The 11,257-nt window shown below is 46.7% G+C and carries 12 protein-coding genes; 3 read left to right on the top strand and 9 right to left on the bottom strand.

Going from position 1 to position 11,257, the window contains the following annotated elements:
- Positions 1-134 precede the first annotated feature (134 nt).
- The 9 genes from E3D00_RS01595 to E3D00_RS01635 form a co-directional block, all read right to left on the bottom strand.
- On the bottom strand, positions 135-620 hold the full coding sequence (locus E3D00_RS01595) for an NADH-quinone oxidoreductase subunit B family protein (RefSeq protein WP_181441975.1): 486 nt from the start codon (positions 618-620) through the stop codon (positions 135-137).
- Positions 617-2,056 carry an NADH-quinone oxidoreductase subunit D-related protein gene (locus E3D00_RS01600; RefSeq protein ID WP_181441976.1) on the bottom strand — a complete coding sequence of 480 codons (1,440 nt, stop codon included), beginning with the start codon at positions 2,054-2,056 and terminating at the stop codon, positions 617-619. The genes E3D00_RS01595 and E3D00_RS01600 overlap by 4 nt, the downstream gene beginning before the upstream one ends.
- Positions 2,053-3,147 carry a hypothetical protein gene (locus E3D00_RS01605; protein WP_141459345.1) on the bottom strand — a complete coding sequence of 365 codons (1,095 nt, stop codon included), beginning with the start codon at positions 3,145-3,147 and terminating at the stop codon, positions 2,053-2,055. Before E3D00_RS01605 ends, E3D00_RS01600 begins: the two co-directional genes overlap by 4 nt.
- Positions 3,148-3,669: a hypothetical protein gene (locus E3D00_RS01610; RefSeq protein WP_141459347.1), complete on the bottom strand. Its 522-nt coding sequence runs from the start codon at positions 3,667-3,669 to the stop codon at positions 3,148-3,150.
- Positions 3,666-4,526, bottom strand: coding sequence for a hypothetical protein (locus E3D00_RS01615; RefSeq protein WP_141462323.1), 861 nt, complete (start codon positions 4,524-4,526; stop codon positions 3,666-3,668). The genes E3D00_RS01610 and E3D00_RS01615 overlap by 4 nt, the downstream gene beginning before the upstream one ends.
- Positions 4,523-5,689, bottom strand: a complete 1,167-nt coding sequence (locus E3D00_RS01620; RefSeq protein ID WP_246091460.1) for a hypothetical protein — start codon at positions 5,687-5,689, stop codon at positions 4,523-4,525. The genes E3D00_RS01615 and E3D00_RS01620 overlap by 4 nt, the downstream gene beginning before the upstream one ends.
- Positions 5,690-5,883: 194 nt before the next feature.
- Positions 5,884-6,729: an aldo/keto reductase gene (locus E3D00_RS01625; RefSeq protein ID WP_141459351.1), complete on the bottom strand. Its 846-nt coding sequence runs from the start codon at positions 6,727-6,729 to the stop codon at positions 5,884-5,886.
- 66 nt (positions 6,730-6,795) lie between these two features.
- Positions 6,796-7,239: a DNA polymerase III subunit chi gene (locus tag E3D00_RS01630; protein ID WP_141459353.1), complete on the bottom strand. Its 444-nt coding sequence runs from the start codon at positions 7,237-7,239 to the stop codon at positions 6,796-6,798.
- A 2-nt stretch (positions 7,240-7,241) separates the two neighbouring features.
- Positions 7,242-8,729: a leucyl aminopeptidase gene (locus tag E3D00_RS01635; protein WP_141459355.1), complete on the bottom strand. Its 1,488-nt coding sequence runs from the start codon at positions 8,727-8,729 to the stop codon at positions 7,242-7,244.
- A gap of 249 nt (positions 8,730-8,978) precedes the next feature.
- On the opposite strand from E3D00_RS01635, the gene E3D00_RS01640 reads away from it, so the two are divergent.
- The 3 genes from E3D00_RS01640 to E3D00_RS01650 are packed head-to-tail and all read left to right on the top strand — an operon-like array spanning position 8,979 to position 11,255.
- Positions 8,979-9,773 (top strand): 3'(2'),5'-bisphosphate nucleotidase CysQ family protein, encoded by a 795-nt coding sequence (locus E3D00_RS01640; RefSeq protein WP_141459357.1) that lies wholly within the window; start codon positions 8,979-8,981, stop codon positions 9,771-9,773.
- Positions 9,770-10,768, top strand: a complete 999-nt coding sequence (locus E3D00_RS01645; RefSeq protein ID WP_141459359.1) for an L-threonylcarbamoyladenylate synthase — start codon at positions 9,770-9,772, stop codon at positions 10,766-10,768. Before E3D00_RS01640 ends, E3D00_RS01645 begins: the two co-directional genes overlap by 4 nt.
- A gap of 7 nt (positions 10,769-10,775) precedes the next feature.
- Positions 10,776-11,255, top strand: coding sequence for a hypothetical protein (locus tag E3D00_RS01650; RefSeq protein ID WP_141459361.1), 480 nt, complete (start codon positions 10,776-10,778; stop codon positions 11,253-11,255).
- Positions 11,256-11,257 lie beyond the last annotated feature (2 nt).

Here is an 11,257-nt window from a genome sequence, read left to right on the forward strand (position 1 = left end):
CATCCCTAAAAAAGATAGTGCACTGTATGCGACCGTAAACTTGCGACGGGAAGCCCCCTTCCCGATAAGTTGTAAATTATCAATAACTTCGTTCAGAAACCATCGCTCAAAAATGGCTAATTCTCTAAGAAAAATTAATTCTCTATAATATTCCTTAATCCATTAAGAATTTCGTGAGGTGATGGTGGACACCCGGGAATCATTCTTTTCACCGCTGTCAATTTATCAAGACCACCCAATGTCGCGTAAGAATTCCCAAATATTCCACCATCAATCGCGCACTGACCAACCGCAATCAAGCTTTTGCCTTGTGGCATCGTATTCCACACACGCTCCAACATATTTACACAAGAGCGGCTCATGGCTCCCGTTACTAATAACCAATCCGCTTCCACAGGATCCGTAACCTTTTTAAAGCCGTATTTTTCAAGAGCAAAAGCACTCCCCGCTAACGTCTCTACTTCCATATGGCAGCCTTCACACCCTCCCGTTTCCAACACATATACATGAACCGTTTTTTGAGGGATTTTCCCTTTTTCCTCACGTACGGATCGCCAACGAGAGGCGTCAAGAAAAGCGTGTAATATACTGACCGCTCCAGAATGTTTTAAAATACTCACATCGCTATTCCCGCAGGAGACAGAGCAAAAGACTGAAGAGCCACAGAAAGCTGTTCAGGCGCCATACCACCTAAAACATTGGGTAAGACAGATAAAACAGACACAGAAGGATCCCGTGCTTGAAGGGCTCTAATCTTACCATCCTTTAAACGCAACCAATACCATATATCACCACGAGCCCCTTCTGCTGCACCAATTCCCTCATCCGTTGCTCTCGAAACTGGCTCATCATCTTGTGTGCCAAAATTCCCTAAAATACGCTGGAGAACAGTTAAAGAATCCCTTATTTCCAACACTCTCAAATTATCCCGTGCCGCCGCATCCCCTTGGCTTGAGCCCGTTGAACGTAATGCCTCTAAACGCATCCCAGCCTCTCGCCGACGCACATCCAAATGACGCCCACTGGCACGACCGACCAAACCGCCAATGGCAAACTTTGTTGCGAGTTCTGGCCGTAAAACCGCAATCCCCTTCAGACGGGAAGCAAATACAGACTGTAGTTCCAAAAGTGCCGATAACCGTGGCTCCAGAACAGCTATGACAGCTTGTGCTAACGGGATAATCTCTACACCTTCCCGCACACCGTCACACGTCACAATATCAGTTAAACGCCGTGACCCGAGCAGTTCATAACACACACGAGCTATCCCTTCACGCGCATGGTCACAATGCGTAGCCAACAAGCCTGCATCCACTGAACGAGCAGTCCGTGCCAAGTCAAATAAATGAACAGAAATGCGCTCAATCTCAAGTAAGATCATCCAGGCATCACGAATATCAGAGCTAATCTCTCGTCCTTGTGCCTGAGCCAGAGCACGACAAAAGGCTAATGAATGAGCAACAAACCCACCTGCCGTCATTCTTGATATAAAGGACAACGCTTTCTCTGGAGATTGACCGACAGCACGAGACAACACACCACGATGCGCTAATCCTGCTTTCATTGTTAGGGTCTGCGCCTTCCCTCTTAATAGATGATAGGAAAGCTCTAACGGCCCCGACAAGCCACTTTCTTCAGGCTTCAACCGCTCGCCTGCTGGAGACGGAAAAGGCTGGCTCCCTCCAACATTGGGAGTTGTAGATAACGGCCATGTCTCTTCCCACGCTCCTTCATCTAAGGCAGGGTACCCATCACTTTGGGCATTCATTGCTTCCACACCCCAAAGGTCAAAAGCAACCTTTTCCCCCCAATCCGCTCCAGCAAACCTTGATGAAGGTGCTAAATACCGCCGATCTTCTATAGGTGTGCTCGCTAAAAGTGGGCGGTCACGCTCCAATAAAAGAATATAAACCCGCGTTTCATCTGCCCAGCATGAAAGTAGTGGCAAGGTTGACCCCGCTGACACGAGCATTGCCTGCCATTGCGCTGTATCTAATCCATAATGAGAGAGAGAAATTCTTTCTCCACTGCGGATAATATCTCCCATCTCTGTCATGGCGTCCAACCTGAGACAGGATGCCAAGCCAGCATAAGTGGCCCACACAAACCAACAATGAGCAACAGACTTTCAATCACGGGCACCCAGCCAAACTCTTTATAAGGCCCGGCAGGAAATAAACGGATCGACTTTATTTTCTTTAATTCTGGGATCAAACACATAACCATTAGAATTAACAAAAAAGAATTTAAAGAACGCCCAATGGCAATAAGCACACAGAATATTGGCCATGGAGCCATTCCCACTGCTATCATATCGTAATTTGTGACTTTTATACGTTGATCTAAAGCGGCTAATGCGAAAGAAACAAAGAGCAGTACGATTAAAGCCGCTCCTTCCCCTACACCTGCGGCAATAGCCCCGAGTGCCGTCAAAATAGGAAGAAAAGCTTTACGCCCTTGATGAGGCCCCCACACCGTCATCATCAACGTACCAAAGCCGGCTATTAAAATGAAAAAATGAACCCAAACATACGAGCTTAAACGCAGCATTAACAGTAGCGCAGCAAAACGTAACCCCGTGTCAAGCAACGTTGCTTCTACACCTGGAAAAGATGATGGCCCTAATCCAGCCATCATACATAACCCTACTGTTAACAACACCGATCCAATGGGGGATTGCTCAACAGATAAAAGAGATACACCTAAAATAGCAATAATCACGCCACCTAAGCGTAAGCGTGCCATATCCCATATCAACGTCGCTTGCTGAGCTTTGCGCCCCTCACGCCATGCCAGTAAAACAGTCCCTGCAGCACATAGAACGATGATCACAAAAGCTGAATGAACATTCATGGCCATCAAGACACAGCCTGTTACCAAGAAAGGCAAAATATATCCCACTCGATCTTGCTGAACATTCGGTAAAAGCAAAGGCATGGCCGCTACAATACACGAACAGCAAGCTGCCAAAGCGTCAGACCGCGGGAGTAACCAAGCTGCAATGAACGTGATGATGGCGCCTGCAATTGCAAATGTTAAACTACTCGCTTTTTGGCGGCTTTGTGGTGTAATTAACAGCAATAATGCCGCAAGCAATGGCCAGACAGTTACAGCGAACAATGTAATAATAGGAGCAAATGGATGCATTTACATTTCCTCCACACGTCGCCACGCTAACCGCGGGAGAAGCGTTACTCCCAAGATTGCCAGCACACCCCATAAGACGACAGAGACTGTAAAAAGAGCCCAAGAATGTAAAACACAAGCCATAACAATTAGCCCATCAGCCGACATTAATAGGCTTGTAAACTGCACGAGGCTCGGCCCAAAAGCGGCACCACACAAACCAATTAACACAAGCCCCGAAGCCAGCACAGGTGCCAAGCCCAAGCTTGCTCCGGCCACACCAAGTGCAAGCAATAACAACAGAGCTCCAATCACAGGAAGAGCAGCCCCTTTATCTGGTGCATGAGGAGCAAACCGTTTCAACCAAGCCCAAGCCGCAATATTAAAGCTGATTAGTGCAAGCGATGTCACTAATGCAAATAAGCCATTGCATAATGTTGCTCCTGTAAAAGCAGCCATTACGCCATACAAAGGTAAGCCACGCCCATCACGCCCCAGACCGGCTAAAGCTAACAGCAATAATATCCCAAAGCCAACGATCACGCCGCATACCTTCCGGCTAAAGCCAGCACGAGAGCAACACCTGAGAACAAAGCTGTTAAACGCTCACTGCGCTCCTGCCCCGAAATCTTTAAAACCGTTACAAACATCAACATCAGAGCAACACGCCCTAAAAAGCCTGCGGCTCCTTCAAGCCACCCTCTCCAATCAGCACTTACCGTTCCAATTGAAATGGGTAACGCCAGATCGGATAAGAAAAAGATCCACGCACAATTTAACACATCAACAGTCGCGTATAGCATTCTTCGTTGATGACGAACGTTAATCTCAGACAACCGTTTCCTAAGGTCGTTCTCTCGCAGAGGAGGACAACAAATGCCCAAAGCCAATGCACAGGCGCCTAATGCACCCTCCAGCCCTGGAGATGGCTCAATGTGCAGCACTTGACTTAAGCCCGCTAATCCATTGGCTTCAGGTGCAGCCAGTGCGATTAAAGCCTCAACTAAACACAATACCAAAATAGCAGGGATAGAACGCCGTATTTCCTCTGGCACATTTGTTCTTCCAAGAAGGAAACGAGCAGACAAGAGCAAGAGGCCAATTAATAACGGGTCTGCCAAATTGGCAAAATATACTGAAACAATAATACTCGGCAGCACTGCGATAACAACAAGAGCAATCGCTATACAAAAAGCAGTCTGAGGTTCAATAGCCTCAGAATACAACGTCCGCCAGAAAGACTTCATGTCTTGAAAAGAAATGACCGCTCCAGAAACGGCCTCGCCATTCAACCATCGGGGGAAACGCGTCAGTATCCAAACCATAAAAGGGGTTATCAACAAGCAGAAAGCGATTTGAATGACTTCCTGCAGAAAGCCCCAAAGGAAGCCCAACATCATGATGCAAATCCAAGAACAGCCAATACGATGGCCAAAAGGAACAACCATATCCCAACGGCCATACGCCGCATATCAGGAAGTTCACCTTTCCATAATAAAGAAAGAGCGCTTAAACGCTTCCGATTTTCGACAATCAATCGCCTTATGAGCCATGGGAAATTCGGGATCTTCTCAAATATCACGTCATAATATTGAAATTTATTTAGCGTCGGCAAAAACGATATCAGCGCTTTTTCCAACCCTTTTTCATAACGCCAAGTTTTTACTAAAAACAACCAAACGACAAACAGCACCAAAATTAATGCAGGTATTTTTAAATATGACCCGTCCCCTGCCTCCAAAGACCAAAACGGCCAAACCCAAGCCCCACCAATAAAATGGATGACAGGACTGCATACTCCCCACACAACCATCGGCAGAAGCACAGTAGCACTTCCTACGGCCAGCACCTCCAATAAAGGCTTTTGCCGAGACACAACCTGGCTTTGACGGAACCCCAGCTTCGCGATATCCAAGATAGAGAAAAGACCAAAAATCAGAGCTGACAAAACGCCTAATACGCTCCACTCGGACGCCCCAACTGCAAGCCCTAATGCGCTATGAATTCCAAGCCAAAGAACAATAAACCCCGGTAATGGAGGGAAAGGATAGCGCAAAATGAGCAATCCTTGAAAACGATTCATAGCTGGTACAGATATAATTAACAGCACCAGATCCAAAAGTAATGCCTCGATGGCTCCTCGTGCGCTTGAAATAATCCCTTCGTGCTCAGCCGCAATCATCAAGATGATCAAGAACAAAGGCCTTATAACTCCAAAGTCTTTGGGAGGCGTTCTTTGCAAAAGATTTTTTCCAAGGACGAAAAAGACAAACCCCACCAGAATGCACGCACATAAAACCGGACTGATCACATTGGCGGCATGCCACATCATCGCGACAGATAAAATAACGGATAACGCCGGGAACAACGCACCCTGATTTTTTTGAAACTCACTCCAAAAAAGAACAGGGAACAACCCGACCCAAAGCAATGGTGTATGCGGGAATAAGGCATAAAAAAGCAGCGTGGGTAACGTCCACCATAAGGGACATATTGCGCGTTCTTGCGTTGCAAAAACACCCAATGCAACTGCACACACGGGCAAAGATGTTGATAAAACCACAACTAGGGCTGCCAATAATGCAACAGCACTATGACCAGCAGTATTACTTCTCTCTACTTTGAATGATGCCGGAATGGTTAACCCAGCCAGACATATCGAAACAGGATCTAAATAAAAGGAATGTGAGAGTATAAACAGAGTGCACGACCCATAATTAATTAAAGTTACTTATGGGCCGCAACACACTTCCCATACTAGATAACGGCCAGTGATACTTTACTACTTGGCGGCGGAAAAGCATTATCCAGAATTTTAAGGTCTTCTTCTGTCAAAGAAATGGCCTGACTTGCCACATTCGCCAACAAATGATCCGGCGTTCCTGCTTTAGGAATAGCAAGCACATTCTCTTGACGCATCACCCATGCCAGAGCGATCTGTGCAGGCTGGGCAGGTCCTAGATCCGTCTCATAACGTTGAGCTATTTCTTTAAGCACAGGGTTCTGGAGTAAATCCCCTCCCTGCCCCAAAGGAGAATAAGCCATCGTTACGGCAGAAGCTTTTTGATTATACGCTAGCAAATCAAACTCAGTGCCACGATGTTCCAGACTATAAAGAATTTGATTGACTTGGCATTCATCTGAAGCCGCTTTCAACTCTTCCATATCCGATACGTCAAAGTTGGAAACACCCCATCCTCTGATCATGCCATCTGCTTCAAGAGTTTTGAAAGCCCGTATCGTCTCTTCAAGAGGTGTAGTCCCTCTCCAATGAAGAAGATACATATCAAGCCAATCCGTATCCAAACGCTTAAGCGTCCGTCTACAAGACCTTAAAACACTATCATAAGATGCATTGGATGGAAGAACTTTACTCACCAAAAAAACATCATCCCGGATGTCAGAAATGGCTTCACCAACCAAACTTTCCGAGCGACCATCCCCGTACATTTCAGCAGTATCAATAACTCTTAAACCGACTTCTACCCCTAAGCGCAAGCTGTCTATTTCATCAGAACGACGAACAGAACTATCACCCATATTCCATGTTCCCATGCCGAGAGCTGGAACTGTTCTGCCGTTACGGAATGTGACGGTTTTCATATTATTTACTCCTGATTGGGAGAGACAAAGTAAAAGCACTCCCAAAACAATTTTTAGATCGTTTCATTATCCAGCTTTTTTCCAGCCATGCGCCTGCTGCTGCCAATATACAAGTGTATGACCCATAGATTTCAATAACTTCCAACGTTCCCGTGCACGTTGCACGCTATTAGAATTACGTCCATCAAATAAATCAAAAACCCTTGTGAATAACGAAAATTCACTCTCACCTGCTCCGTCAATACGGAACAAAAACTTTGCACCATTAGGAGCATCATTGTTGGCTGTTAACCATATCGGTTGAAACGGCGCATGCCCCATTTTCTCTGTTCCATGGGGCAGCCAAACAGGATCACGCACGTTCCACAACGCCTCATCTAGCTGCGCAACAGATGCTTCGTCAGGACAGCGGACAAGAGCCCGCTCTCCTGCATCAAGCGTTTTGCCTAGTAAAGCTGGTAAAGCTTCATCCAAAGGCGTTCGAGTTAAATGATAAAATCCAACATCCACCCTTAGGATTTTACCTCGTAAGACTGAATAAAACAATCCAGCAATCGAACACCGAAACCACTTGCTCCTTTTGGGCCAAGTGAAGACGCTTTGCTTCTCCATGCCGTGCCAGCAATATCAAGATGAGCCCAGTCTGTATCTCCAACAAAGCGCTTCAGAAATTCAGCCGCCAAAATGGCACCACCAGCACGGCCCCCAATATTTTTGACATCTGCAATGGGAGAATCAAGTTCACGATTATATGCCTCTCCCATTGGCATCCGCCAAACACCTTCACCCACCTGTTGACCAGCCTGAGTTATAGCCAAAGCCAGATTATCGTTATTGCTGAACAAACCAGCGTTTTCTTCGCCAAGGCTCACCACAATTGCTCCGGTCAACGTAGCCAAGTCTACCATCAATTTAGGCGCAAAACGGTCTTTCGTATAAGATAAAATATCAGCAAGAACCAATCGGCCTTCAGCATCAGTATTCAACACTTCGATCGTCTGACCACTATAGCTCTTTACAATATCTCCTGGACGCTGCGCACGGTCAGAAACCATGTTTTCAACCAAGCCGACCACTCCAATCGCATTAACGGCAGCCTTTCTACGGGCCAGAGCACTCATCAAACCGATAACGGTTGCAGCTCCCCCCATGTCCATTTTCATTTCATCCATACCAGCTGCAGGCTTAATTGAGATACCGCCGCTATCAAACGTGACACCCTTGCCGATAAAGGCCAAAGGTGCCTCTTCACCTCCGCCATTGTGGCGGACAATGACCGTCCGTGGACGATTAGCGCTCCCTTGAGCCACGCCCAACAAAGCGCCAAAACCAAGCTTGGTCATTTCCTCTTCGTCTAAAACCTCAACCTCTAGCCCCAGCTCTTTTAACGCTTCAATACGGGACGAAAAAGTTTCTGGGTTAAGAACGTTAGCAGGCTCACTCACCAAATCACGCGTTAGGAAAACACCGTGCGAAACCGCGTCCAGAGCCTTCCAACGATTCTGATGGTCATCGTTTTTTTGTAGGTTAGAAGCAACAATGACTGACTTAAGGCCTATTTCGGCTTCTTTTTTCTGAGTTTTATAAAGGTCAAAACTATAGCGCGCCAAACGAGCTCCCAAAGCAACTTCAGGCGCGAAAGAAGAAATATCTGCTGTTAATGCAATAAGACCTTCCTCAACGTGGTCAAAAGCTTTCGCGGCAATACCTCCTGCCTTCTCTAAAGCAACTGATGTTGCAGAAGCACTCCCTTTTTCGGCCGCCCCAACTAAAACTAACAAAGATAAAGAAGCATTCGGAGCAATCAGGGTAACTTTTTGCCCAGCTTCACCTTTGAAGTTTTTGAACTTTACGGCTCGGCCTAAAGCACCATCTGTCAGCTTATCCAACACGCTATAGGTCTCATCTTGCAAGAAAGATGACCCATGGCAGATTAATGCCACAGCCTGAAACTGCTCCTTCGAGAAATCAGGAAGTGCTTTAAAAGATATGTTAAGCATTCTATGCCTTTATAATGAAATCAGAAATCCTTCCCCTTGTTATCGGCAAGCTTCACGTCTGATACAAGACACCATCCAGTCATTTTGAAATTTTCTGCTCAGGAAAACGCCTCAACCCAGAACGCAACCTTAACCCTTAATAATAATTTAGTTTGTAAAGTGTGCTCATTGAGTAAAATCTTCGTTGCATAGACGATTTTTCTTTATTTTAGGCATAGCCAAACTTTCTCAATTCAGTAAGTTTAACGCATGATTTCTTCTGACTCTTCCCCCTCGACCGAAGACGACAATAATCTCCTTGCCTTAGCTTTTCGCTTAGCTGAAGAAGCTTCCCATATTATCAACGGCATTCGTCTTCGAGGATTTCGAACCGAAATCAAAAAAGATTTTTCGCCTGTAACAGAAGCCGATCGTGCTTCTGAAGCACATATTCTTTCTAATTTACGATTACACTACCCTTCTATTCCAGCTATTGGCGAGGAAGAGATGTCCGCTGGTATAAACATCCCGGCAGACGACACCTATTGGCTGATTGACCCTCTAGATGGAACACGAGGTTTTGCCTCCGGTGGAGAGGATTTTACCGTCAATATTGGTCTCATCCGCGGGGGGGAGCCTGTTCTTGGAGTTGTCGCTCTACCAGCATATGGGCTCATTTACTCTGGAGGGGTAAACTTAGGCGCCCATCGGTATGATGGAAAAGAGAATATCCCCATTCATACCGCCGTACCCTCTCCTGATGGCTTACGCGTACTCGCTTCGAGTCATCATAATAACAAAGAGCTTCTTGAACGCTGGTTATGTGGACGCAAGGTTCTCTCTGTTCAGCAAATTTCCTCTTCCGTAAAGTTTATGCGTGTTGCCGAAGGAGATGCTGATTTTTACCCTCGCTTCGGCCCAACCATGGAATGGGATACAGCTGCCCCACAAGCCATTTTAGAAGCGGCGGGCGGTGCTATTCTGGATCAACATGGAGAGCGTCTACGCTATGGCAAAGCAGATCGGTTAAACCCACCTTTTTACTGCACGGGCAGTAAATCATGAGGGTTACGGAGTATCTGACAGCCACTCCGGAAGGGATAGACAAAGCAGCCTTTCTCCTCAAAGAAGGCAAGCTTGTCTCTTTTGGAACAGAAACTGTTTATGGTTTAGGAGCACTCGCTTCATCTGACAAAGCCGTCGCTGGTATTTTTGCGGCTAAAGGGCGCCCACAATTCAACCCGCTCATTAGTCACTTCGCAACGGCAGAACAAGCACTTGTACATGCAAGCCTATCAGGAAAAATGAAAGAAACAGCATGGACATTAGCCGAAGCCTTCTGGCCGGGGCCTCTCACTCTTATTCTACCTCGTGCGGCTTGCTCTTCCATTTCAGACCTTGCTTCAGCCGGCCTCCCCACATTGGCACTGCGCGTTCCCAAAAGTGAGACCACTCTCACCCTTCTGCGCAAAGTAAACGCACCAATTGCCGCTCCTTCCGCTAACCGTTCTGGTGCTGTTAGCCCTTCCACTGCGGCACATGTCCTCGCCTCTTTAGATGGCCGCATTGATGCTGTGCTCGATTCTGGACCGTGTCTTGTGGGTGTAGAAAGCACTGTTCTTGACCTTACACAGGACATTCCAATTATTTTGCGCCCTGGTGGTATTACACTCGAAGCACTCACGTCTGTTTGCGGTATCGTACATCAAGCTCAAACTTTGCAAGAAGCACTTCCTTCCTCCCCTGGAATGCTGGCCTCTCACTATGCCCCCTCTTTGCCTGTACGGTTAAATGCGCATCACGTTGAAAAAGATGAAGCGCTCCTTGCATTTGGCCCCCCTGCTCCAAACGCCACTTTAGTCTGGAACCTCAGCGCAACAGAAAACCTCGAAGAAGCCGCATCCCGCTTATTTGCAGGCTTGCGTTTTTTAGATGCAGAAGGACAAAAATTAGGGCTAAAAAGAATCGCAGTTCAACCTATCCCTCCAAGAGGGCTAGGCGTCGCTATTCGTGATCGTCTTCACCGCGCAGCTGAACCACGCCCGCCGAAAAGCGTCTAAGTTCATTATGGCGAATAGTTTTGACCCAAAAGAACTCAAAATCCTATCGGATATTCTCGCGCTCGTCATTGAAGAGCCAAAAGAATCTGCTTCCAATATACTCGACACCCTCCGTCTGCGTGCGAAGCGCAACAGCATTACGGGAGGCACCTTAAAAAATATATTCATTCAACTTGCGAATGACCAAACACGACAAGACTTTAAACGCCAAAATGCCCAGCTCATCAGCCGTATTCACAAACTTGAACGGGAATTAGAGAGTAGTAAAAACACTCTGCGCTCTTTCCAGTCTGCTTTTCATCAATCGCAGCAGAAAAATTCCTCTTTGCAGAACGATCTTTTAGCCCAGCGCGTACAACGATCTTGGCGCTACGTAACCATCATTATTGGTTTTGCCGCCGGTCTGCTCATTGGTGTCGCATCCACAGAATTTTATCATACCCTTACAGATAAATCTCCTGTCGACCGCTCGGTTTATTTCCGCTAACA

The sequence above is a fragment of the Swingsia samuiensis genome, from assembly GCF_006542355.1.
Lineage (GTDB): Bacteria > Pseudomonadota > Alphaproteobacteria > Acetobacterales > Acetobacteraceae > Gluconobacter > Gluconobacter samuiensis.

What these genes read in the sequence shown, in the direction of transcription:
- E3D00_RS01600 (WP_181441976.1), bottom strand. Translation starts at nt 2,056, where the DNA reads ATGACAGAGATGGGAGATATTATCCGCAGTGGAGAAAGAATTTCTCTC.
- E3D00_RS01605 (WP_141459345.1), bottom strand. Translation starts at nt 3,147, where the DNA reads ATGCATCCATTTGCTCCTATTATTACATTGTTCGCTGTAACTGTCTGG.
- E3D00_RS01615 (WP_141462323.1), bottom strand. Translation starts at nt 4,526, where the DNA reads ATGATGTTGGGCTTCCTTTGGGGCTTTCTGCAGGAAGTCATTCAAATC.
- E3D00_RS01625 (WP_141459351.1), bottom strand. Translation starts at nt 6,729, where the DNA reads ATGAAAACCGTCACATTCCGTAACGGCAGAACAGTTCCAGCTCTCGGC.
- E3D00_RS01635 (WP_141459355.1), bottom strand. Translation starts at nt 8,729, where the DNA reads ATGCTTAACATATCTTTTAAAGCACTTCCTGATTTCTCGAAGGAGCAG.
- E3D00_RS01640 (WP_141459357.1), top strand. Translation starts at nt 8,979, where the DNA reads ATGATTTCTTCTGACTCTTCCCCCTCGACCGAAGACGACAATAATCTC.
- E3D00_RS01645 (WP_141459359.1), top strand. Translation starts at nt 9,770, where the DNA reads ATGAGGGTTACGGAGTATCTGACAGCCACTCCGGAAGGGATAGACAAA.
- E3D00_RS01650 (WP_141459361.1), top strand. Translation starts at nt 10,776, where the DNA reads ATGGCGAATAGTTTTGACCCAAAAGAACTCAAAATCCTATCGGATATT.